The 23,825-nt window shown below is 36.0% G+C and carries 27 protein-coding genes; 14 read left to right on the top strand and 13 right to left on the bottom strand.

The features are described from left to right. Position 1 precedes the first annotated feature (1 nt). Positions 2-595 carry an HPP family protein gene (locus tag DEU39_RS06955; RefSeq protein ID WP_062675089.1) on the bottom strand — a complete coding sequence of 198 codons (594 nt, stop codon included), beginning with the start codon at positions 593-595 and terminating at the stop codon, positions 2-4. Next, positions 596-1,501, bottom strand: coding sequence for an arginase family protein (locus tag DEU39_RS06950; RefSeq protein ID WP_120231397.1), 906 nt, complete (start codon positions 1,499-1,501; stop codon positions 596-598). Between the two features lie 317 nt (positions 1,502-1,818). Between DEU39_RS06950 and DEU39_RS06945 the strand changes: the two genes are divergently transcribed. From DEU39_RS06945 to DEU39_RS06935, 3 genes are all read left to right on the top strand, one after another. Beyond that, positions 1,819-2,610 carry a hypothetical protein gene (locus DEU39_RS06945; protein WP_062675087.1) on the top strand — a complete coding sequence of 264 codons (792 nt, stop codon included), beginning with the start codon at positions 1,819-1,821 and terminating at the stop codon, positions 2,608-2,610. Between the two features lie 428 nt (positions 2,611-3,038). After that, on the top strand, positions 3,039-3,239 hold the full coding sequence (locus DEU39_RS06940) for a hypothetical protein (protein WP_120231396.1): 201 nt from the start codon (positions 3,039-3,041) through the stop codon (positions 3,237-3,239). A gap of 61 nt (positions 3,240-3,300) precedes the next feature. After that, positions 3,301-4,086, top strand: a complete 786-nt coding sequence (locus tag DEU39_RS06935) for a GLPGLI family protein (RefSeq protein ID WP_120231395.1) — start codon at positions 3,301-3,303, stop codon at positions 4,084-4,086. A 73-nt stretch (positions 4,087-4,159) separates the two neighbouring features. Here DEU39_RS06935 and DEU39_RS06930 read toward each other — a convergent pair whose 3' ends face one another. Next, positions 4,160-4,534 (bottom strand): helix-turn-helix domain-containing protein, encoded by a 375-nt coding sequence (locus tag DEU39_RS06930; protein WP_228432521.1) that lies wholly within the window; start codon positions 4,532-4,534, stop codon positions 4,160-4,162. 350 nt (positions 4,535-4,884) lie between these two features. Here DEU39_RS06930 and DEU39_RS06925 point away from each other — a divergent pair, with 350 nt between their 5' ends. The 8 genes from DEU39_RS06925 to DEU39_RS06890 all read left to right on the top strand — a co-directional run bounded on the left by DEU39_RS06925 (position 4,885) and on the right by DEU39_RS06890 (position 11,205). Continuing rightward, positions 4,885-5,217 (top strand): single-stranded DNA-binding protein, encoded by a 333-nt coding sequence (locus DEU39_RS06925; RefSeq protein ID WP_047429680.1) that lies wholly within the window; start codon positions 4,885-4,887, stop codon positions 5,215-5,217. A 14-nt stretch (positions 5,218-5,231) separates the two neighbouring features. Continuing rightward, positions 5,232-5,687 (top strand): HRDC domain-containing protein, encoded by a 456-nt coding sequence (locus tag DEU39_RS06920; RefSeq protein WP_228436683.1) that lies wholly within the window; start codon positions 5,232-5,234, stop codon positions 5,685-5,687. A 122-nt stretch (positions 5,688-5,809) separates the two neighbouring features. Next, on the top strand, positions 5,810-7,180 hold the full coding sequence (hisS, locus tag DEU39_RS06915) for a histidine--tRNA ligase (RefSeq protein ID WP_120231393.1): 1,371 nt from the start codon (positions 5,810-5,812) through the stop codon (positions 7,178-7,180). 188 nt (positions 7,181-7,368) lie between these two features. Continuing rightward, the gene (locus DEU39_RS06910) at positions 7,369-8,229 is read left to right on the top strand and encodes an SHOCT domain-containing protein (protein WP_120232213.1); all 861 of its coding nucleotides are present in this window, start codon (positions 7,369-7,371) and stop codon (positions 8,227-8,229) included. A gap of 11 nt (positions 8,230-8,240) precedes the next feature. Beyond that, positions 8,241-9,089 carry a PH domain-containing protein gene (locus DEU39_RS06905; RefSeq protein ID WP_120231392.1) on the top strand — a complete coding sequence of 283 codons (849 nt, stop codon included), beginning with the start codon at positions 8,241-8,243 and terminating at the stop codon, positions 9,087-9,089. A gap of 18 nt (positions 9,090-9,107) precedes the next feature. After that, complete coding sequence (locus DEU39_RS06900; protein WP_228436681.1) at positions 9,108-9,701, top strand: GNAT family N-acetyltransferase; 594 nt, start codon at positions 9,108-9,110, stop codon at positions 9,699-9,701. 115 nt (positions 9,702-9,816) lie between these two features. After that, a complete protein-coding gene (locus tag DEU39_RS06895; RefSeq protein WP_120232212.1) occupies positions 9,817-10,353 on the top strand; it encodes a PH domain-containing protein in 537 nt (178 codons plus the stop codon). Between the two features lie 60 nt (positions 10,354-10,413). Next, positions 10,414-11,205, top strand: coding sequence for a class I SAM-dependent methyltransferase (locus DEU39_RS06890; protein WP_120231391.1), 792 nt, complete (start codon positions 10,414-10,416; stop codon positions 11,203-11,205). Between the two features lie 96 nt (positions 11,206-11,301). Here DEU39_RS06890 and DEU39_RS06885 read toward each other — a convergent pair whose 3' ends face one another. The 3 genes from DEU39_RS06885 to DEU39_RS06875 form a co-directional block, all read right to left on the bottom strand. Beyond that, on the bottom strand, positions 11,302-11,538 hold the full coding sequence (locus tag DEU39_RS06885) for a YtxH domain-containing protein (protein ID WP_034695510.1): 237 nt from the start codon (positions 11,536-11,538) through the stop codon (positions 11,302-11,304). Between the two features lie 99 nt (positions 11,539-11,637). Next, positions 11,638-12,480 carry an isoaspartyl peptidase/L-asparaginase gene (locus DEU39_RS06880; protein WP_120231390.1) on the bottom strand — a complete coding sequence of 281 codons (843 nt, stop codon included), beginning with the start codon at positions 12,478-12,480 and terminating at the stop codon, positions 11,638-11,640. 257 nt (positions 12,481-12,737) lie between these two features. Then, complete coding sequence (locus DEU39_RS06875) at positions 12,738-13,628, bottom strand: cyanophycinase (protein ID WP_034695508.1); 891 nt, start codon at positions 13,626-13,628, stop codon at positions 12,738-12,740. A gap of 198 nt (positions 13,629-13,826) precedes the next feature. Here DEU39_RS06875 and cphA point away from each other — a divergent pair, with 198 nt between their 5' ends. The 3 genes from cphA to DEU39_RS06865 all read left to right on the top strand — a co-directional run bounded on the left by cphA (position 13,827) and on the right by DEU39_RS06865 (position 17,645). Further along, complete coding sequence (gene cphA / locus DEU39_RS06870) at positions 13,827-16,457, top strand: cyanophycin synthetase (protein WP_120231389.1); 2,631 nt, start codon at positions 13,827-13,829, stop codon at positions 16,455-16,457. Between the two features lie 396 nt (positions 16,458-16,853). Continuing rightward, complete coding sequence (locus DEU39_RS24315; RefSeq protein WP_157885777.1) at positions 16,854-17,003, top strand: hypothetical protein; 150 nt, start codon at positions 16,854-16,856, stop codon at positions 17,001-17,003. Positions 17,004-17,231: 228 nt separating this feature from the next. Continuing rightward, on the top strand, positions 17,232-17,645 hold the full coding sequence (locus tag DEU39_RS06865; protein WP_120232211.1) for an N-acetylmuramoyl-L-alanine amidase: 414 nt from the start codon (positions 17,232-17,234) through the stop codon (positions 17,643-17,645). Between the two features lie 242 nt (positions 17,646-17,887). Here the strand turns inward: DEU39_RS06865 and DEU39_RS06860 are convergent, their stop codons facing one another. The 7 genes from DEU39_RS06860 to DEU39_RS06830 all read right to left on the bottom strand — a co-directional run bounded on the left by DEU39_RS06860 (position 17,888) and on the right by DEU39_RS06830 (position 23,824). Further along, the gene (locus DEU39_RS06860; protein WP_062675078.1) at positions 17,888-18,346 is read right to left on the bottom strand and encodes a hypothetical protein; all 459 of its coding nucleotides are present in this window, start codon (positions 18,344-18,346) and stop codon (positions 17,888-17,890) included. Positions 18,347-18,369: 23 nt separating this feature from the next. Further along, a complete protein-coding gene (locus tag DEU39_RS06855) occupies positions 18,370-19,548 on the bottom strand; it encodes a hypothetical protein (protein WP_120231388.1) in 1,179 nt (392 codons plus the stop codon). Between the two features lie 227 nt (positions 19,549-19,775). Beyond that, a complete protein-coding gene (locus DEU39_RS06850) occupies positions 19,776-20,609 on the bottom strand; it encodes a type 1 glutamine amidotransferase (RefSeq protein ID WP_120231387.1) in 834 nt (277 codons plus the stop codon). A gap of 32 nt (positions 20,610-20,641) precedes the next feature. After that, on the bottom strand, positions 20,642-21,763 hold the full coding sequence (locus DEU39_RS06845) for a carboxylate-amine ligase (protein WP_062675075.1): 1,122 nt from the start codon (positions 21,761-21,763) through the stop codon (positions 20,642-20,644). Positions 21,764-21,794: 31 nt separating this feature from the next. Continuing rightward, a complete protein-coding gene (locus tag DEU39_RS06840) occupies positions 21,795-22,748 on the bottom strand; it encodes a RimK family alpha-L-glutamate ligase (RefSeq protein ID WP_120231386.1) in 954 nt (317 codons plus the stop codon). A 56-nt stretch (positions 22,749-22,804) separates the two neighbouring features. Continuing rightward, positions 22,805-23,518 (bottom strand): alpha/beta hydrolase-fold protein, encoded by a 714-nt coding sequence (locus tag DEU39_RS06835; RefSeq protein ID WP_120231385.1) that lies wholly within the window; start codon positions 23,516-23,518, stop codon positions 22,805-22,807. Between the two features lie 27 nt (positions 23,519-23,545). Then, positions 23,546-23,824 carry a hypothetical protein gene (locus tag DEU39_RS06830; protein ID WP_110010302.1) on the bottom strand — a complete coding sequence of 93 codons (279 nt, stop codon included), beginning with the start codon at positions 23,822-23,824 and terminating at the stop codon, positions 23,546-23,548. Position 23,825: the final 1 nt, after the last annotated feature.

The raw sequence follows: 23,825 nt of genomic DNA, 5'->3' as shown, positions 1-23,825 counted from the left end.
TTTATTTTAAGTGATGGTTGTGTCTTTTTTTCAGCAGCCTTTTGAACATGCTGTGGGTAGGATAGCTTCTGTTGGGTGTAATATTATTAAAAAATAATGCAACAATCAAAAGAATAATGCATCCGGAAAGAACAGGGGAGAGAACATACCAGTATCCCAATTCCGGAATTTTACCTGTAGAACTTACTGCAATCAGAGCTGTAGCTCCACCCGGTGGATGCAAAGTTTTTGTATACTGCATCAATACTATAGAAAATGATACTGCCAAAGGTGCCGAAAGCCAGATGATATCCGGAACAAACTGATAAACAGTAACACCTACCAATGCCGACAGAACATGTCCGCCGATAAGATTTCTTGGTTGTGCCAGAGGACTCTGTATTGCTCCATAAATAAGAACACTTGATGCTCCAAAAGAACCGATCAGAAATATGTTTTCAGTTTCTGTAAGTGAGTGAGACTGGATAAATGCAATAATCCCAATCCCAAAAAATGCGCCTAAAAATGACCAGAAATGTTCCTTGTAATCAACAAGCGTCTCCTTATAGATCACATATTTTGAAACCCTGAATGTTCTTTTGATTGTCTTCTTCATTTACTCTTCTTTATTTTTTATAATTTGAATTAAGTTATCTACAAATGGACGGGTGTATATTCCGTTTTTATCATAATCAGGATCTAAAATGGTAATCTCTATTCCAAAGCACAAAGGGTTTGCGAACAAAGGTTCCAGCATTTCCCTGAGATCCTCATAACTGATTCCGTCTTCCATCCTGCTGTCTACGGCGGGCATGAATTCATCTTTCAGAATATCTACATCAAAATGAATGAAAAACCCGTCTAACCCTTTATCATTCACCATTTTCAAAAAGTCTTCAGCCGTTTTTCCGAAACCATTTTGTCTCAGACGGTATAAATCAAAATAATGAATCTCGGAGTTGGTAATCTGGTCAACATATTGTTCATCATCAATTTCTGCATTCCCACAGCAAAAGATATTTTCTTCTGACAGATAAGGTTTTAAACCATCAATATCAGTTAGTTTTTCATGTCCGGTACCGGTAATGATGGCGAGATCCATTCCTGCCGCCCCTCCCGTTTCAGAAAGTTCGGGGGGGATGAAGTCTGTGTGCCCGTCAAGATAAAAAAGCCCGAAATCTCCCACTTTTTTCAGAGCCATTGCGTTTCCTATAAGAATGCTGCAATCGCCTCCAAGAATAATATTGAATGAATTCTTTTCGTAATTCCGGAGAATACAATCGGCCTGTTGTTTAGCATATTCGATAATCTGAACTGCATTTCTGACTTTTGATTCCTCATCAAAGTCCATAGAATATTCAGGAGCTTTCAGTCTGAAAACGTTGGCAGGATTAATTCTGCTATGAAAACCAAATTTTCTGAGCCATTCCGGAAGCTTCCGAACTCCGGGTTCTGTCTCATATTCCTTTTTGGTAAGTCCCAAATTGAGAGGAAACTCAAAAATATTGATGTTCCTTTTCATAGATGAATTTTCACAAAGATAAGGAATTATCCGTTTGTAAATGGATAATTGGGAAAATGCCAATCAGTATTACAATATATTTTACAGAAAAGGGATGGTTCATTAACTAAATGAATTTTTAGAACACGACGTCTATGTTTGTTTAATTTTCTGTGTTTTGAAAAATATAATATTCATCGGTATTTTAAAAGAAATTATTACTCATAAAGTTATATTGTTGAATATAACTGTCTTATTTTCATGTAAATAAATTGATTTTTATTTCACAGTATTGTGTTTTTTTGTAATTTTGATATCAACATTCAAAAAAACAAACCATGAAAAAATCTAATTTATTACTCAGTTTTCTGTTTTGTCCTTTTATTTTTGGACAGGTAGGGATTAATACAACGTCTCCACAAGGAGTTCTAGACGTTACCTCAGCTAATTCAGCAGTTGTACTCTCCAGAAATGCCAATCCTCCAGCTAATGTAACTACACCCACTGCGGGAATGATCATCTATGATTCCACCAATAAAACTTTAAGATATTATAATGGAACCCAATGGAGTACCGTAATTTCTTCAGTAACATTAACAACAGCCAACGAGGGAGTCGTTAAATTAAATAGTGGAGCAGGTGTAAAGCCTTTCTTTGCATTCAAATCTTCAGGAGGAGTTCCTTTGATGACGTATCAGAATATTGTTTATCAGACACCGATGAACATTGTGACAGACTTTGCAGCACCACCTACCACCACATGGCCTGAAAATATTATCAATCCGGTGCCTGGAGATATATATGATCCGGCAACGGGACGATTTCTGGAAAACCCTATTGCCGGGCAAGTTCATATGTGGAGGGTTATTGTAAGTTATGCCAATAAGAATAATGGTTCTGTGGCCTTTGTAACAGTGAATCTTTCAAATCCTGTTCCTCCTTCAACATTCTCCATAGATCAGACCGCGGTAGCTCCTAATGGGGTAACCTCAGGAGATCTTGTTTTTTATCTTGTGAGTGTTGCCGATCCTTTATCTATTGGTAGCGGATATCTTATTAAAATAAAATCTGATACTTCATTGGATGCCACTATCAATAGTATAACCAGGATTTCTCAAGCTAAAGATTAATCTCATTATTAAGGAGGCAAAAAGCATTATTGAATGTGAAAAAATATAAGTTTCAATTTTATTTTTAGTTGCATGATTAAGTAGGAGGCGCTCAACAATTTTGTTGAGTGTCTTTTTTTATTTCAATCTAGATAAAAGTGGAAAATATTCTGCTTTAATTTTGAATATTTTCCGATTTATATATGCTGTCTCAATAATTTATTTATTTTCTCAAAATTTATAATTTATACTCTGATATCATTATAATGAAAATTATATTTTACAGATATTATTTAAAGCTGTAATTTTTTTTATATATACGATTTTGTTGTTTAAAATATTGTTTTTCAATAATTTAACATAATAAAATAATTCACACTACTTTTGATTTATTTAATAAATTTAAAGTGTTTATTTTAAATTTATTACTAATCATTAAAAAAACAAATATGAAAAAAACAATTTTATTAGGTGTTATTTTATTAGCTGGTGTGGTATCTGCTTTCCCTTTTAGAACATCTTGCGGTACTGTTGTAAATGTTACGCAGACAGAAGGATATACAATGGAGCAAATAACCAACTTTTTACAATTTGTTAATTATAATGAATGTGGTACTAAGCCCAAAGGAATAACTCTTTATATTCATTAATTACTCTAATTCAAAATTTCAAGCAAGGCATTATTTATGCTTTGCTTGTACTATTTAAACTATGAAAATTTACTACAGTCTATTTTTCTTTTTCTTTATAATCATTATTAAATCTCAAAGAGGGTTTAATGTTGTATATGAAGCTGATTACAAATTAGTTTATAAAAATCAAACCAAAAATGCTATTATCCAGGATGCCGCGTTTGCTCTTTTGATGAACGAAAAAGAATCTTACTATAAAAATATTAATCAATATATTGGAGACTCACTGCGTTTAGAAAAAAAACTTCATGAAAATAGTCCGATTGACGAGCAAATGAAATATATTTCCGACTTTCCGGAAAATCTAGGAACAACAACAGGAAAGATTTATGTAACTTTTAAAACATCTAATGAATACTTTAAATACGAAGAAACAAATAATATCAATTGGCAACTTACAAATGAATTTAAAACAATTGGGAAGTATAGATGCCAAAAAGCTATAACAAAAAAATATGGTAGAACCTGGATTGCGTATTTTACAAAAGAAATACCTTTTCCTTTTGGTCCATACAAGTTTAGTAAATTACCAGGGTTGATTTTGGAAGTGTTTGATGAAAAAGATGATTATCATTTTACAATGTATAATTTTAGAAAAAGAAAATATTATTGTAGTTCTGCTAATTTGCATCCTAATGCTAAACCAGTGAAGAAAGAAAAAATATTTGATTATCAACGAAAAGAATTAACCGATCCCACTCTTTATAACAAATTCATTGAAGATACTGAAGAGCGTCGCTCTCTCCTTAAAAAAGCAGAAAATAGAGCAAAAAATTACAATCCCATCGAATTAAGCATATACTAAAAAAACATCTCTAAAAGATGTTTTTTTTATTAAAAGAATTTATTTAATCTTTCAAATTTTGTTTTGATGCTTTTTATTTTTTTAATCTTTCAATTTCCTCTTTCAGCAGACCAATATATTCCTGCATCGTCTTGATGATTTCTATGCTTAATTCATTTGTGATATATCCCATATTATTGGCTGAAAAACCAGTATTACCAACATTCGAACCAGGGCTGTCATTAAAAACAGGATTTTCAATAACAATTTTAGCATCATCGTCTTCGTAGATTTCTTCTACAGGAACCTCTAAAAATTGAGCAAGCTTATTCCATTCTGTCTGTGTTATAGATACAGTACCGCTTTCTTTTCTGCTATAATTGGAAACATCAGTGGGAATCACCTCAGCCATTTGCTGTTGAGTGAAACCTTTCATCTTTCTTACTGTACGGAGTTTTTCTTTTTGCATATCAGACATTTTTACAAATTTGCAAAAAAAAATTAAATTAAAAAGAAAAAAAATCCTTGTCATACATCTATTTTTCAATGTTTTTAAAAGAAGAATTTTATTTTAGTATAAGGCTTTTCATTGTTTAATTTTTACTTTAAAAGTGAAGATTATTGCTTTTTAAGCTTGAGAAATATTGTTTCATATAGAATTCTATTTATTTCCTTATCCGTTTACAAACGACTACAAATGGATTTAAATGGTTTATAACCGACTGTGAATAGAAACCATAGCAATCTTTGCAACAGAGATTTGAGAAAAACAGTGAACGTCTCTTATCTGAATTTATTAATCTTTAAAATCTAAAAGTTATGTCACTAAGAAACAAAGTAACATTAATTGGTTACACAGGTAAAGAAGTTGAAATGGTAAACTTCGATAATGGAAACGTAAAAGCAAGTGTATCTTTAGCTACCAGCGATCACTACACGAATGCGAAAGGAGAAAAAGTAGAAGAAACACAATGGCACAATCTGATTGCCTTTGGGAAAACAGCAGAAATCTTTGAAAAGTATGTATCGAAAGGAAAAGAAATTGCCATAGAAGGCAAAATCACCTACAGATCCTATGATGATAAAGATGGGGTTAAACGGTATATCACAGAAATTCGGGTAGACGAGATTCTTTTATTAGGAGGTAAATAATTCTAAAAACACAAATGATGAAAGTAAAAGTTTTTAAAATCAGGCTTCCGGAAGAATTTCTCTACAAAGATCAGAAAATGCTGGATGATTTCCTGGACGCCAATGAGATTATGAAAGTAGAAACAGCTTTTGTGAACGAAGAACGTTATTGGTCTGTCATATTGTATTTTGAGGAATTAAAGCCCATAAAAAGTACAGTAAAAGAACCAAAGGCAGTAAAATATTCTGCAGATACTGATCTTTTGAATATCGATGAAGAAAAAATTCTGGATGCTCTGAAATTCTGGAGATCGGAAAAAGCCAGAGAACAGAACCTGCCCACTTACTTCATCGCGAGCAACAAAGAACTGATATCTGTAGCCAAGTATAAGCCTGCTAAGAAAGAAGAATTGCTCGAGATCAAAGGGTTCGGAAAGCATAAGATTGAAAACTATGGTGAAGAGATCCTTGAAATCCTGGAAAGCGTATGATTTTTTGGAATAATTGATAGTATTAAAGGAAAAGCTGAGGGAAGTCCTTCTTCAGCTTTTTATACTATGAAAAATTCCTTTCAATTCCTTACTTTTGCATTTATCAAAATGACATACAACAAATGAAGCCAAGTTTAGCAAAAGGGACGAGAGATTTTACGGCACAGGAAGTTTCCAGAAGAAAATATATCATCAATATTTTACAGAATAATTTTGAATTATTCGGGTTTCAGCCTTTGGAAACACCTAGTTTTGAAAACCTTTCTACATTGACAGGAAAATACGGAGAAGAAGGTGACCGCTTGATTTTTAAAATTTTAAATTCAAGTATCAATGAAGCAAAAGAAGAGAAAAAGAATCAGATGCTTCATGACTTTCAGAAAGCATTAGACAAACCTTTCAGTGCGGAAAGTCTTACAGATAAAGCCCTTCGTTATGACCTTACTGTACCTTTTGCAAGATTCGTAGCAATGAATCATGGTAAACTGACATTTCCCTTCAAACGTTCTCAGATCCAGCCGGTTTGGAGAGCAGACAGACCTCAGAAAGGAAGATTTAGAGAGTTTTATCAGTGTGATGCTGATGTTGTAGGAAGTGAGAGTTTATTACAGGAAGTGGAGCTGGTTCAGTTATATCTGAAATCTTTTGCAGATCTGAAAGTTCCTGTAACCATTCATATGAACAACAGAAAGATTCTTTCCGGATTGGCAGAATATGCAGGAATCACAGATAAACTGATTGATTTTACTGTTGCTCTTGATAAACTGGATAAAATTGGGAAAGATGGAGTTGTAAAAGAACTGTTGGAAAGAGAAATTTCTCAGGAATCTATTGATAAGCTGGATTTCCTGTTCAGCCAGTCGGATGATGCATTGGAGAATCTTCTTCAGTTAAAAGAAAAATTTGCAGGGAACGAAATCGGACTAAAAGGAGTGGAAGAACTTGAATTTGTTCTTACACAATCTCTGAACCTTGGTGTTGATATTCAAAACCTGGTCTTCAATATTACCTTGGCAAGAGGCCTGGACTATTACACCGGAGCGATCTTCGAAGTGAAAGCAGATGAAGTTGCTATGGGATCCATCGGAGGCGGCGGTAGATATGATAACCTTACTGAAGTTTTTGGAGTGAAAAATATTCCTGGAATTGGAATTTCATTCGGATTAGACAGAATTTATCTGGTAATGGAAGAATTGAACCTTTTCCCTGAAGAAGCATCAGCCAAAATAGAATATCTGTTTGCTAACTTTGGAGGTGAAGGAATCACGGATGCATTAAAGCTGATCATGAAGCTAAGAGCTAAAGGGATTTCTGCAGAACTATACCCTGAAAATGCAAAGATCAACAAGCAGTTTACCTATGCAGAAAAGAAAGGCATAAAGAATCTGGTTTTCCTGGGTGAAGAAGAAATTAAAAATAATACCGTTACTTTTAAAGATATTGAAGCCGGAATACAGAAAACGGTTTCTTTAGAAGAGTTTTTAGGAGAATAATACGATACATCTATAAAAAATAAAACAACCGCAAAAGTAATTTTGTGGTTGTTTTGTTTGATGGATGCTAAGATTTAAATACTTTTGATCTTTACAATCGGTTCAGAATTTGTAATTTGGAGTCGACGTTAAGACAGGGTAAAAAATGATGCTCTGTATTCATAAAAACTTTTAAACATAAAAACCAGATGACTATTATTTGTGCATTGTGTGGAACACCGCTGACGCCTACCGACATGTCTGTAGACAAAAATAAACTTGCTGATGGCGGTTATTTGTGTGCAGAATGTTTTACTAAAGCCATTACCATCAATAGAGACCTTATCAATAATCTTGACCAATTCTATTTTGCAGAAATTACAGGAATGATTCTGAAAAGTAAAATTGATGCCAGCCAGAATTCGGGATCTCAATCTATGGCTAACAGCCGTTACCAATATGATGCACCTACCAGACTGGATGAAATAAAAGATCAGATCGTTGGCCTTAATGCAAGATTGAGCGTTTTTGCTAACGAAGAAGTGAATGAATTGGCTAATGTATTGGACAGAGATGAAAAATTATTGGCTATCGCAGAAGGCATAGACGTTCAGAGCAACAGAGAAGGAATTATATTTTCAACTCAAAAGAGAGTTGCTTTCATCGATAAAAAATTTCTGGGTGGCGTTGTAAAAAACGAATTTCTCATTCAGGATGTCTCTTCCATTGATCTTGATGAAAACCTTTTATACTCAATACTTAAAATCAATACTTACCGAGGTTCAGCGGAGTTTAAGCTGCATAATAAAAATGACGGACGAGCATTTTCCAGTGTTCAAAGCAGAAGTACCACTTATACTGAAAACGAATTCATGCAAAATTCAAGTCCATTTCAAGCATTTACTCAAAAGATTCCTGATCTGGTGCAGGAAAATGTCTATTCTAAGGATCAGGTTGATTCAGATGCAATTTTTGAGCAGCTGGAAAAATTGGGGAAACTTAGAGAGGTTGGAGTTCTAACTGATGAGGAATTTGCAGAACAAAAGAAAAAACTGCTTGATAAATTATAAAAGAAGAAGAAATGAACAATAATTGTGCATTGTGTACTACAGAGTTAACATCCATGGATACGCTTTTGGGAGCCAATAAGCTTTCAGACGGTAATGTTTTATGCAATAAATGTTTAAATAAAATAAGCGATATCAATGATGAGTTGCTTTATAATCTTAATGCATTCAGCATTGACGATATCAATAATATGCTGAATACAGAAGACACTGAAGCAACTCAGACAGTCATGACGGTAGGAAAGACTCTTCCTGCAGCCATAGATTCCGGTTCTCATCAAATCTCAAAAGAGGTTTATAAGCGAAGACACCAAAAAATAAAGAATGAACTGGAAAGGCTTCATGCTAATCTCTCCGTCTTTACCAAAGGAGAAATCAAGGAACTTCCTTATCTTATCTCTGAAGAAGAACAGATCATTGCGATTACAGATGCTCAGTTTGTCAATACACTGGATGCCGGAGTATTGGTAGCAACGCCCAATAGGATGATTTCTGTATCAAAAGGCATGTTTGGTGCAGCAAAAATCAATATTTACCCTAATGAAACCATAAAGTTGTTGAGCTTTGTAACCCATCCTCGATCTCCCATTATTAAGCTGCATCTGGAAGAAAGAACAGTTGAGTTTGAATGCTATATGGATAAGGAAGATGCTGAGAAGTTCTATGATACAATAAAAAACATTTATAATAATCCACAGGAACAATCTTCAAAACAAATCGGCTCTGCAAAGAGAAGTGTTTCAGTTTCATCAGAAGAAATTTTTAATCAGCTTGAAAAGTTAGGAAAACTGAGAGAAAATGGAATCTTAACCGATGCAGAATTTACAGAGCAAAAAAAGAAATTATTGGAGCAACTAAAATAAAATTTTTGACACCAAAACATGAAGGATAAAGTATCTTCAAAAATTGTAGAAAGCTGGTTGAAAGGATGGTGCCTGTCAAGAGAAACATCTTTTCCTGTATCTTATAAATCCGGATTTCATGTGGTTATAGGAGATGAAAAACAAAAAGAACGTTTTGTATTTCCTGAGCTTAATGACGATTTTTTTCAGCTTGCCAATTCAATTACCGAGCCCTGGATTTATCTGAAAGCATCTGTTCCCCCTGATCAAATTACAGATCAAATTCCTGAAAGGTGGAAATTGCAACCGCAGGGATATATGATGACCTGTTTTCATCCAATGGAATTTCCGGATACAAGTCTTGCAGAAGGATACCATCTGGAATTTTCTGAGTACAATACAACCTTTGTTATCACGATTGTGGCGGAGAATGGTGAGCAGGCTTCTATAGGACGTATCTCTCTTATAGATGATGTTGCTGTGTATGACAGGATTATTACCGAAAAAAGTCATCAAAGGAAAGGGCTTGCCCGTTTTTTATTGAAAGAACTGGAGAAGATCGCTTTATCCAAAGGTTTTTACAAGAATATTTTAGTGGCAACGGAAGAAGGAAAGCGTTGTATGAAACCTTAGGCTGGAAGCTATACTGTTTGCATACTTCCATTGTAATACCATCAGAAGACTAATATTTTTATTGAATTAAATTTAATTACTTATAAAGAGTAATTTAGACCCAAAAACTAACGCTATGAGTGAAAAATCAAGACTTGACGAAATAAAAGAAGAACTTAAAAAACTGGATATCAGCCCTACCATATTTGCCCGGAAAGAAATTCGTGAATTACCGGATATCCTTTCACCGGACGAACGAATTGTCTATCTCGTAGAAGGCAGAAATAAACTGAACAACCATCATATCATCCTGGTAGCCACAGACAGAAGACTGATTTTTGTGGATAAGGAGTTCATGTACGGATTGAAAGTAGAAGACTTTTCTTACAGCAAAATAAGCTCCATACAATATGAAACAGAATTTTTATTAGCTTCCATAGATATTCAGGTGACTGATGACGTGGTAGAAATTGATGGAGTAGGAAAGTACCATGCTGAACTGTTCTGTGAAAAAGTAAGAGATTTCATGTCCCGTCCGGAACAACATTTTCAGAGTAAATCCGAACCTAGTATTTTAGATCAGCTGGAACAATTGGGAAGATTAAAGGAATCCGGAGTTCTAAGTGAGGAAGAATTTCTGGATCAAAAGAAAAAATTAATGGAGAAATTGTAATCATTGTGTTGAATAATGAAATTACTTGATGGGTGGAACTCCCATTTTTAAACTAAAGCAATGGAAAATTATTTAGAAATTAATAAAAAATCATGGAATGCCAAAGTAGAACCTCATCTGAAATCGGATTTTTACTTTGTAGATGAGTTCTTAAAAGGCAGGACTTCGCTGAACTCCATAGAGCTGGAGCTTCTTGGAGATATAAAAGGAAAAAGTATTCTGCACTTGCAGTGCCATTTCGGACAGGATTCTATTTCCCTGTCAAGAATGGGAGCAAATGTGACCGGCATTGACCTTTCTGATAAAGCGATTGATACCGCCAGAGAACTTGCACAGCAATGCGGTACAGACACAGAATTTATCTGTTCAGATGTATATGAGCTGCCCAATGTTCTGGATCATAAGTTTGACATCGTTTATACAAGTTACGGTACAATTGGATGGCTTCCCGATCTTGAAAAATGGGCTGGAATTATCAATCATTTTTTAAAACCGGAAGGTAAATTCATTATGGCAGAATTTCACCCTGTTGTCTGGATGTTTGATGACGACTTTACAAAAGTCGCTTATAATTATTTCAATGAGAAACCGATTGTAGAAACCTATGAAGGTACTTATGCAGATCAGTCTGCACCTATCGTACAGGAATATGTCATGTGGAACCACTCCTTAGCAGAAGTTCTCGATAATTTAATAAAAAAAGATTTACAACTGAATGTTTTTCGGGAAATTGACTGGTCTCCATATCCTTGTTTCAGACATGTAGAAGAATTTGAAACAGGAAAATGGAGAATACCGCAGTTCGGAAATAAAATACCTCTTGTATATGCGCTTATAGCACAGAAAAAATAAAACATTCAGGGTTGCATTACAATAAAAAGTCACCGAAGTATTACTACGATGACTTTTTTCCTATATATGAATGTTAAAAAAACTGCTCTGTGTTGATTAGCTTAGGGAATCCTCAGCTTTTGTCTTTACTTCGTCTACTTTATTCTGAACCTGGGAAGCAACATCATTGGCTTTGCTCTTAAGGTCATTTCCCCATTTGTTAAGATTATCTTTAGCTGTATTGATCTTATCTTTTACCGCTTGTTGATCTTCAGGGCTTGAATTCTTATATTTCCAGTAAGCTAATGCACCTAATCCTAGTAAAGCTAATAAGCCTTTTGTCTTGTTTCCCATGATTTCTATTTTTTTAAGTATTAATATTAAAATTTGTTGTTATGAATAATGTAAAATACGTGCCAAAAAAATAAATGGACTTATAAATAAATGTTAAATTTAGGAAAAGACTTCAAGTTTTTCACCATCAAAACTGGCGAAAACCATAGTAGGATAGGAATCCTGATGATATATATTTCCCTCTTTATCAATTGCGATGGCTCCTGCAAACCCATCAATGACTGCAAGTTCATCAAATGTCTTACTGAAAGCCTGTTGAAGCCTCATTCCATCGGTAACTCTCGTTACAATTTTTGCTGCAGTAGCATTACTGACAATATCTTCACCTACACCGGTACAGCTTACTGCACAAAAAGCATTGGCATAATTTCCAGCCACAGTGGCAGAATCCGAAATTCTCCCGGGGATTTCAAAACCTTTTCCCCCAGTAGAGGTGGCAACAGCTAGTTTTCCTTCCCGGTCAATCGCTACACAGCCTACAGTTCCTTTTCCTCCATTGGCCAGTTTGGCTTCGTATTCTTTTCTTCTCTGGGGAATTTCTGTAGAAAAATTTTCAAAACCATTTTCCGTAGCATAAATTTTAGCACCATTTCCTCCTAAAACCCTATCGTCTTCATTGATAAGATCTTTAGCCACAAAAATAGGGTTCTGTACATTTTGAATATTAATCACACCACTAAGTCTCTGAGTATTTCCGTTCATAATGGCAGCACTCATACGGATAACACCATCACTCTGGATCTGAGAACCGATTCCTGCATTGTATAAAGGATCATCTTCAAGTAATGAAACGGCATAAGCAACCGTATCAAAAGCCGAATGTGTCTTAAGATAATCGAATGCCTTTTGAGCAATTTGTTTTAATGACTCCTGTTTTGCTGTTTTTACTTCATGGCTTTGATCGCTTTCAGAGAAAAAACCGCCGTGGATAATTACTTTCATAAAATTAAAGATGATGGTTGATAAATGATTTCTTTTACGAAGTTAATTAATAAAAGATAAAAGATAAAAGATAAAAGATAAAAGATGTTGTTGTTAAGCAACTATTATGCATCTGGATATCAACATCAAATGGGGGCGGGCTTTAGCCCGCCTTACAATAAACGTTTTAAATCCATTGGCTTTAGCCCAACTTGAAATATGTATGCTAAATAAAAAAACGGAACCGAAGTCCCGTTTGTATAGCTGTATTTGTTGTTCTATTTATCCTGTGGAATAGGATTAAACTGCGAATTCTCAATTGTCAGTGTTTTTGTCGTAAGATCATAATGATCATTCATAGACATGACATGTACCGTTAAATTATCAATAGAAATAGGCTCTCCAAGGTTGATATTGGTAAGGTTGGTATCTTTGATAAACCTTCCGTCTACCAGAATAACAAGACCTGAACCAACAGCAGTCATTACATCATTATGAATGAAAAGACCTGTATCTTCACCCAATCCGATTCCCAGAGTTCTCGGATTGTTGACTACTGCCTGGAAAAGACGCCCGATTCTTCCCCTCTGTACAAAGTGAGTATCAATAATAACATTATCAATCAGACCCAATCCCTGAGTGGTTTTGATTTCTCCTTTCAATAAGGCTTCAGAGCTGCTTCCCTGGTAGATCATATTTTCAGAAGCTGCCGCTGCACCCGCAGAAGTTCCGGAATAAATAAAATCCTGCTCCTGGTATTTTAATAAAACGGTATCATGAAATCTTGTTCCACCAAGAATAGAAGTCAGTCTCAATTGATCTCCTCCGGTGAACATCATGACATCGGCAGCGTTGGCCCTTGCGACCATTGCATCAGAATTGGCTTCCTCACGGTTGTGGATGTCCAGAACATTTACATTTTTAGCTCCAAGAAATTCGAATGCTTTTTTGTACTCGGAACCTACGATCTGAGGGATTTGAGAAGCGGTAGTAACAATTTCAATGACAGAATTCTCCTTTAGCTTCGATTCGTTGATGATCTTTCTTAAGATCCCACGCTCAAAAAAATTAAGATTCTTTTCGATATTCTGATCATAATCGGTTTCAGCAAAACTTCCTTTGTTTACAGCGCCTCCGATAACTATTAATTTTCCAACAGGTTTCGTCATGGTACAAAATTAAAAAATAATTAACATTCTTTGGCGAAATTCATGCCATCTTTAGTTGATTTTTAATGTTTTAAGAATGTTAATTAAAATTAATTTTTTTTTAACGAATCTTTAAATGTGGTATAGTTTCGTTTAGGGTTTTGCATTATCTTTGGCTTTGAAAGGAGTTATTGTTAACTGTTAAAATGCCAATAGACTATGAAAATCGAAAAGATTCAGGCACTAAGAGGTCCTAACATCTGGAGCATCAGAAGAAAGAAGCTGATACAGATGAGGTTGGACTTAGAAGAAATGGAGAATTATCCTACCAATAAAATCGAAGGATTTCGGGAAAGGATTGAAAAATTAATCCCATCATTGATGACGCACCGATGCTCGGAAGGAGTGGAAGGAGGTTTTTTCCATAGAGTGGAAACAGGAACCTGGATGGGACATGTCATTGAGCATATCGCTTTGGAAATACAGACCCTGGCAGGAATGGATGTAGGGTTTGGAAGAACCCGTGAAACAAAAACTCCCGGAGTATATAATGTAGTATTTAATTATATCGAAGAAAATGCAGGAATTTATGCTGCAGAAGAATCTGTAAAAATTGCAGAAGCACTGATTGAAGGCAAAGATTATGATTTGAATGCTTGTATCCATAGATTAAAAGAAATCAGGGAACGCGTTCGTTTAGGACCTTCCACAGGAAGTATTGTAGAAGAAGCTGCGTCCAGAAGAATTCCATGGATAAGACTGGGAACAAACTCATTGGTTCAGCTTGGTTATGGAGTAAACCAACAAAGATTTCAGGCAACAATTACCGGAAAAACAAGTTCTATTGCGGTAGATATTGCCTGTAATAAAGAATTAACCAAAAGAATGCTTCACGATGCTGCTATTCCCGTACCGATTGGAGATTTGGTAGTAGATGAAGAAGATTTAAACGCGGTGATCAGAAAAATCGGATATCCCATTGTTATTAAACCTCTGGATGGAAACCATGGAAAAGGATCTTCTATCAATGTCAACGACTGGGATGCCGCCAAGATAGGTCTTGAACATGCTCAGAAATATTCCAGAAAAGTAATTGTTGAGAAATATATCACAGGATATGATTTCCGTGTACTGGTGATCAATAATAAAATGGTAGCTGCAGCCAGAAGAGTTCCAGCCCATGTTGTGGGAGACGGAGAACTGAATCTTCAGCAGCTTATTGAAAAAGAAAACAAAGACCCGAGAAGAGGCTATGGCCATGAAAATGTTCTTACCGAAATTGAAGTTGATAAAGACACTTTAGAATTACTTGATAAACTTCAATATACTTTGGAAACAATTCCTCAAAGAGGAGAAGTGGTTTATCTTAAATCAACGGCCAATCTTTCAACCGGAGGAACTTCCATTGATGTAACAGATATGGTGCATCCGGAAAATATCACAATGGCTGAAAGAATTTCTAAAATTATCGGATTGGATGTTTGCGGTATTGATGTGATGGCAGAGAACCTTACCCAGCCTTTAAAGGAAAGTGGCGGAGCAATTATTGAAGTTAATGCTGCACCAGGGTTCAGAATGCATCTTGCCCCAAGTGAAGGATTACCAAGAAATGTGGCTGCTCCGGTGGTTGATATGCTCTATCCTCAGGGAAAACCTTTTACCATTCCCATCATTGCGGTAACAGGAACCAATGGAAAAACCACCACCACAAGGCTTATTTCTCACATTGTAAAAAGCAATGGGTACAGAGTAGGATTTACGACTTCGGACGGAATTTATATTCAAAATACCATGCTGTCAAAAGGAGATACAACTGGACCACTTTCCGCAGAGTTTATCTTAAAAGATCCTACCGTAGAATTTGCCGTTCTGGAGACAGCCAGAGGAGGAATTTTACGTTCCGGACTTGGTTTTTCACAATGTGATATCGGAGTTTTGACCAATATTGAAGAAGATCATTTGGGAATGAATGATATTCACAGTCTGAAGGATCTTACCAAAGTAAAGCGTGTAGTACTGGATAGCGTGAAAAAGAGCGGCTGGAGTGTTTTGAATGCCGATAATGAATATTCCATGAAGATTGTGAGTGATCTCGATTCTAATGTGGCTATTTTCAGTATGGATGAAAACAATCCTCATATTGTAAAATTTGCTAAAGAAGGAAAGATAACCTGTGTATATGAGGAAGGTTTTGTAACCATCAAAAAAGGTGACTGGAAAATCAGAATAGGAAAAGCCAAAGACTTCCCGATTACGATGGAAGGAAAGGCCAGGTTTATGATTGAAAACGTATTGGCAGCCAGTTTGGCGAGTTACCTTTACGGATTCGGGATTGAGGATATTTCCAATTCTTTGAGAACCTTTATTCCAAGTGCCCAGCTTACACCGGGAAGACTGAATGTCTTTAAGTTTAAAAACTTTAAGGTGCTGATCGACTTTGCCCATAATCCTTCAGGATACGAAGCCATTGAAGATTATCTGAAAAACATAGAATCTACAAAGAAAATCGGTATTATATCCGGTGTCGGAGACCGAAGAGATAATGATATCAGAGAATGCGGAAAAATTGCCGGAAGAATGTTTGATTATATCATCATCCGAAATGAGAAACATCTTCGTGGAAGAACGGAAGAGGAAATCAACGGATTGATTATTGATGGGATTAATGCTGCAGGCAGAGACGTTAGTTATGAGATTATTCCTAAAGAGATTGAAGCTTTAAAGCATGCAATAGGTATGGCAGAAGAAGGAACATTTATCACGGCTTTAAGTGATGTTATTTCCAATGCCATTGATCTGGTTCAGGAATACCAGGCCAGGGAATTGCTGGAAGACGATAAAAACGTGTAAAGACATCTTTATAGAACTTATTACAATTGCAATACGGAATAAAAAACGTATTGCAATTTTTTTATCTATTTTGCTGTAGCAGATCGAAGTTTGTTTGATTAAAAACAGAGGTATGTTACCAATGACTACTGTACAAACAATTAAAAGTTAATCCTTACGGTTTCCCGTAGAGTATACCTACAGTCTCTCCGTATATTTACAGCGTTTGTATAAACTAAAAGTACAAGTCAAGTTTTTTTAATGTCCTCCTGTTTGGGAGGATTTTTTATTTGGTGTATTCAACAGTTATTTTTAAACCTTCTTTGTTTACGGAAATCCGTAAAGATTATTTTTTTATGTTAAATCTCCAAATGGAGAATATTTTATATATTTAATTTCTAAACTAAAATCAAAACCATGAAAAATTTAAAGAAAATCTCTAAGGAGAAATTAAGAGGTATTAACGGAAAAGGAGGATGTCCTCCAGGCTGGCATGATTGCCCGGTGCCATGGAATGAAAAAGTCTGCATTCCGCATGATAATGAAATGGCATGTCCCGATTTATAAAAAACAATCCCTCACTAAGAGGGATTTTTTGTTCTCATATTTCAAAATTTAAACATTCGCGCCCAAACTTTATGGGCTTCTTCCAGAGATATATTGTTTTCTAAATAATTTTTATCAGCTTTCCCTGGTTTTCAGCTGTCTTGCCTGTCAATTTTAAATAGGGTGTTTTTCCTTCACTATTTTGGGAGTTACAAGTTTAATTTTGCTCAAAATAATAAAATGAAATCCATGAGAACAATCAATTACATCGTTATACATTGTACAGCCACACAACCAGATGTTACAATAGAGAGCATTAAAAGGTATTGGAAGGAAAACCTGAAATGGAAAAATCCAGGATATCACTATATGATAAAAGCTGATGGAAAAATAGTAAACACTTTGCCCATTGATCAGGTATCCAATGGCGTTGCAGGGTGGAATTCTCAAATTATCAATATATCATACATTGGCGGCATTGATAAAAGCAACCATCCAAAAGATACAAGAACGGAAGAGCAAAAAAAATCTATGGTAAAGCTGTTAAGAGAATTAAAATCAATATTTCCTAAAGCTAAAATTCAGGGACATAGAGATTTTCCAAATGTTCAGAAAGCTTGTCCAAGTTTTGATGCTAAGAAAGAATATGCTGAGTTATCATAAGCTGAAGTACTGCAAGATTGTTTTTAAATAGCTTTAAAGAAAGCCTAATATACAAACGATTCAAAATCAATCATTACGGTTTCCCGTAGGGTATGCTTGCAGTCTATCCGTATATTTACAATGTTTGTAAAAAAACATAGCGTACATGTCAATTTTTTATCCTCCTTCTTGGGGGATTTTTTATGTTTTGAGAGGTCTTCAGGAGTAAAAAATAAAACCTCCGATACTTCGGAGGTTTGTTTCTATAAGCTTTCCCAGGTTGTCTTTATGCTCTGCATTTTTTTAAGATAAAAATACAAAGGAATAAGTTCTAATCTGAGGGTAAAGCTGATTGATGGGTACATAAACGGAATAATGGCCATCATAATAAGGCAAACAGCAATCCCGATAATGGCATCTGCTATGGCAGCCTGTGGTGCCCATTTTTGTTCAAACCAAAGTCCGTAGGCTACAATACCTTTGAACAGGAACAAAGAACAGATCAAAAGCCCTGTCATTGAGTACGGATGATTGGCATTCATCCCGTATAATGATAAAGAGGTTTGAGTGATCAGAGACCCTGCTATCAATAAACCCGCAGCTACTGCGCCTCCGATTAAAAAGATCCATAGGAAAATTTTAATCCAGGTAGGTAATAAGTCTCTTCTTCGTGTTAAAACGTTGTTGTCAAATTCTGCGAAAGGTGTTGATCTTTCTTCCATGTAGTATTAGTTTTATAAGTTTTTTATCCGAAAAAAGCATTCGAACTACCAATCCAGATGGCATCTTTTTTATTAAAGTCTACATTCACCATGGCGGCTTTAGTCATTCTTCCCAGATTTTCCAATAGGATAGGGCGTTCGTCGTTTTCCCGCCAAATATACAACAAACGGATCTCCGCTTTTGCAAAATCTCCGTTGATATCTTCAAAAATTGGTTCATAGAACACTTTTCTCTGCAAAATATAGTTTTCCTTATCCTGAATAGAGTCGGTAATTTCTTTCGTAGGATTCAAATTAACTCCGCTTCCTGCGAATGAAAACAATGGTTTTAGTACAAAATTTTCAAGATTTTCATGCTCCGGGAATTCATGCAGAAAATAACTCTTTGGAACAAACTCATGCTTCAGTAAAGGCAAAAGGAACTTTGAAATTTTAAAGAACCAGTTTGGGTGGGTAATCCATTTTACATCCACTTCCTCGCGGAAATCAAATTCTGTATGCAGATCCGGAATATTGTCCAGTTCATCAAATATAACCCGGTTGTAGATCCTTTTGATTTCGGTTAGCTTACCATTATTTTCATAATACAGTTTTCTACCCTGTTTTTTTACTTTCGTCAGACATACTGTTTTGATGCCTAGCAGTTTCTCGGTCAAAGCAAAATCAATAGCCGTTTTTTGTCTTTCCGGAAAGATTTCAAGCAGGATTACATTTTCAGGATGTTCATCACCTACAATCAGTTCCTTCAAATAGTTTTTAAAAGTTTCATGCGGCATAGGATTTCTGATCTCCGAAAGGAAAGGGTAGACTTCACAATACGTTTCCTCATATACTTTCTGAAAACCATACAAAGAAGGAAATGCCTGAAGTTCTATCAGCTGAGGTTCTATTGCTCCGTCTTCACTTTTGCAGACTCCAAAATCTATGGTGAAAAAATGAGGTTGATAGGTATCATTGGGAACCCTGCAGTTTTCAGGAATGGCTTTTTGAAGGAGTTCTGCCGGCATTGCTTTAATCTGGCTGATGATACTTTCACTGGCGTCTATCAGTTTTTTCTCAAACTCTTTAGTCAGAAAAATAGGACTTTCTGAAACTCTGAAACCAGGTGCTGTTCCACCTTTTTCAGTCAGTATATTTTTGAGTTGATGGTATTTTTCATCTGAAAACTCCTGATTGAACTGTTTTCTGTATTCTGGGATCATATTTTTTTTCTTTTGTGATGGTAAAGAAACCGGACGTTTATGCCCAATTTGATTTTACCACAAAAGGCACAAAAGTTTTTAGAATATAAAAGTTTACAATAGACTTTTATAAAATACCTATTTAATTGGGAAATCTTTGATTTTCAAGAAAGCTTATGTCTTCTTCTCAACAGCTTTTATGATTGTAATACCCAAATCCCTTTTGTGACTTTTGTGGTTTGTATTGATTAAACCAAAGATTCAGCTTCTTTCAAAATGTTTTTTTTTGCAAACTGAAGGAATCTCGGAAGAATCTGATGTCTGGTAAGAATGATTTTATCTTCATCGTCTATTCTGTCTATCGTTTCAAGATACTTTTCCATCCCGAAATTTTCGATCATGGCTTCCTTGTTCTTTTCATCCTTCAGGTTTTCGATCAGAGATTCAGGATTGGCTTCCGGGTGAAACTGTGTTCCGAATATCTCCTCCGAAAAACGAACGGCCATTACCGCTCTTTCCAGGTTGATATGAGGACGGAATTTTTCAATCGCCATGATGGTCATTCCCAATTTTTGGAAACGGTCGTGATCCGGTTCTATAAACTGGTAGGCCCTCGAATCTACCGCATAAAAAGGATCCTGAAGATTTTTGAATAAGAATTCTTCTTTACCTTCCTCTGTTTTATGAACAGGCATTACCCCGAAGGAATAAGACTTTCTTTTGCAGATATTTCCCAGATTCCAGTGAATACTTGCCAGCTGGAATGAATGGCAGATCAGGAAAAGGTACTTTTTATCTTCATGGTATTGATTATGCTCGAAAACAGCATCTAAAAAATTTGCAAAACGGTTTTCCCATGCAAGGCCTTCACGATGTGGGTTTCCGGGGCCACCGGAGGAAATGAAAATATCAAAGTCTTCTATTTCAGGTATTTCATCCTTATATCTTACATCAAACGTTTTGATCACCACATTTTCTTCAGAGTTCTGCTGAAAAGTTTCGGAAATTTCTTTTATATTTCTAAAACCTTGATTCACATGATTGTTGTTCATGTCCAGCAGAGCAATTCGAATATCTTTCATTACATCATATTTTTTGCAAAGTTACCAAAATATTATGAAGCAGGTTCACCATGGGTGATGCCATACTCCGTTTCAGAGATCATATAATCAACTACTTTCGTCAGATCACCTGTTTCCTTAAAGATCTGAAGCTGCCGGTCTGCACCGGTTCCGTTTTCAAGGATTTTCCAGGCGTATTCCACTTCGTTACGGCATCCCAAATCGTCTACCACATCATCAATAAACTCTAAAAGTTCTTTCAATAAATGAGGATAAGGAACGGATTCTTCTTTCCCAAAATCGATGAGATGGGCTTCGATACCACTTTTGGAGGCACGCCATTTATTTTCGTTCAGCAGTAATCTTCTATAGCTTCTGAAGCTGAGATTTTGCTGGTGCAGTTTATAGATTTTGGCAACAAGACTCTGCATTATGGCCGCAAGACATACGGTTTCATCAATTCTTAACGGCATGTCACAGATTCTGAATTCGATAGTTGGATAGAACGGATGTACGCGTAAATCCCACCAGATTTTCTTGGCATTGTCGATGGTTCCTGTTTTTACCAGAAGATCCACATAGCTGTCAAATTCTGCCAGCGAGTTAAAGTAACTCGGAATACCGGTTCTTGGGAATTTGACGAAAATTTCCTGTCTGTACGATTTAAAACCTGTATATCTTCCGATCCAGAAAGGGGAGTTGGTAGAAAGGGCATAGACGTGAGGAAGGAAATATCTCATCACATTCTGAATTCTGACACCTTCTTCACGATTAGGAATTCCAATATGAACATGCAGTCCGAAAATAAGATTTTCACGGGCCACATCTCCCATATCATCTACGATTTTAATGTATCTTTCTCCCTGAGTGATATTGTTTTCAGACCAGTGAGAGAATGGGTGAGTACCACCTCCGGAAACACGAAGTCCCTGTTCATGGGCGATATTGATAAGATGGCGCCTTAAATTCGTTAATTCAGCTCTGGCTTCCTGAATATTCTGGCAGATTCCCGTTTCCATTTCAATCATGGATTCGTGCATTTCATGCTTTAAGTTTTCACTTAAAACCGCTTTGCCGCCTTCAATGATTTTTGAAACGTGAGAAACCAGATCCCTGCTTTCCACATCGATGATCTGATATTCTTCTTCAATTCCAATAGTAAACTGATGATGCATTTATTTTGTGTTTTTTAATTCTTTTTCAATGTTATTTTATGGAATCCTTCACGAAGGTTCCCCAGGCAATGTTAGGTTTCCCCGGAACATATTCTTTAGCTTTTTCAATAGCCAGTTTGGCAGCATGTTCTATGATCCATGCAAAGTTTTCTTCTCCTACAGAATTGCGGTCTGCATCAGGAGCCGGGTTGCAGAAATCAATCGCATAAGGAATACCGTCTCTTACAGCAAATTCCACGGTGTTGAAATCGTATCCTAAAGCTTGATTCATTTTAATCGTATAATCATGAATAGTCTTCAGTAATTTTTCAAGTTCTTCACCTTGGGTCTGATGCGTGGTGGCGTATCTCAAGTGAGGTGCATTTCTCGGCTCATATGGCATGATGTGGACATATTTTTGGCCCAGACAGTAAACTCTGTAATAATCATCAAAGATAATTTCCTCCTGTACCATCATCACCAGCTGCTCGGTTTCTCTCAGTTTGTTCCAAAGATCATCCGGATTTTCTACTCTGTACACATTTTTCCAGCCGCCGCCATCATGAGGCTTCATATAGGCAGGAAACCCTACATAATTGAAGATATATTCCCAGTCATGAGGAAATTTCAGGTTTCTGAATGAAGTTTCTGAAGTATTGTCCGGTCTTTCGTGTGATGGAAGCAAAACCGTTTTAGGAAGTGGAATTCCCAGTTTTGACATCAGGGCATTGTTGAAAAACTTCTCATCAGCACTCCACCAGAACGGATTGTTGATGACATAAGTGCCGTTAAGGGCAGCATTTTTTAAATAAGCTCTGTAAAAGGGAACGTCCTGTGAAATTCTGTCGATGATCACTGCATAACCATAATCTGCACCCTGTTCCAGTTTATCAATAGTAACGGGTTCAGCGATGATATCGCCACCTCCCATTTCATTTACTTTTTCTATAAATGCCCAGGGAAACGTGTCTTCCATACCGAAAAGAATTCCTACTTTTTTTGTCATAATTTTTGTTTTTAAGGTGGGTGTATATTTTTTCTATTTGTCTTTTTTTATTGTTTTTAAGAGAAAAATGCTCCTATGAAGGTAGGGAAGACCATTCTCCATAGCGGCCAGTCGTGACCTATCCATTTTCTTTCATCGTACCAGAAATCTATGCCTTTTATCCTGAGGATTTCAGCCATTTCAACATTTTTATCCCTGCAGATATCCTGATCAGAAGTGCTCAGTACAATATGCATGTGTTTATACTTCCAGGCTTCATCATTTCTTACAAACTCTCTCGGACAGTTAAAGTATACCAGATCATCAGAGTAGCCATCCATAAAATTCCTTATACTGAAGGCGCCGGAAAGACAAAACAGATGAGAAACCAAATCCGGAAATCTGAAAGCAAAATTAGCGGCATGATAGCCCCCGAAACTTGCTCCTGCAACGGCAACGCGGTGGGTTTTGTGAAGTTTTTGGATATAAGGAACGAATTCCTGGACCAGGAACTGTACATACCGTTCATAATTCCTTATTCTTTGCTGAGGCGAGATTTTTTCATCATAAAAACTCCAGCTGTCGATGGTCTGTACATTGTAAAGTTTTACTTTCCCTTGTTCTATAAACCAGTTGATGCTTCCATTAAGGTGAAAATCATGATTCTGGGTATATTGTCCCTGGGAAGTTGGGAACATAATGATAGGATGGCCGTAATGCCCGGTCACTTCTACTTTGAGACTTGTTCCCAATATATTTGAATAATACTCTGTATGTTCTATGTGAGGCATTTTCCTTGTTTAGTTTTAATTTAGGTTTTATAGTAATTCATAAAATTCAATTCCTCCAAGTTGATCTTTTTCTAAAATATCCAGTACGAGTGTTCCTAATTTCGGATGTTCGAGGATTATATTTTCTTTAAAGATCCATTTTGATCCTGGTGTATTGGCATGAGTTGAGTCAACGAACTGATAATATGCTTTGCTGTGCCATTTTCCGGGACTTATGTTCTCTAAATTACATTTTAGGATGGAATCTTCGGGTAGGCTGTATATTATGAATTCAATAACATTTTGAATGTCAATGTCAAGTTTCATT

It is taken from the genome of Chryseobacterium sp. AG363, from assembly GCF_003610675.1.
In the GTDB taxonomy this organism is placed as follows: Bacteria; Bacteroidota; Bacteroidia; order Flavobacteriales; family Weeksellaceae; genus Chryseobacterium; species Chryseobacterium cucumeris.
The sequence above is the reverse complement of the archived record's forward strand: the minus strand, read 5'-3'. Positions and strand labels throughout refer to the sequence as shown.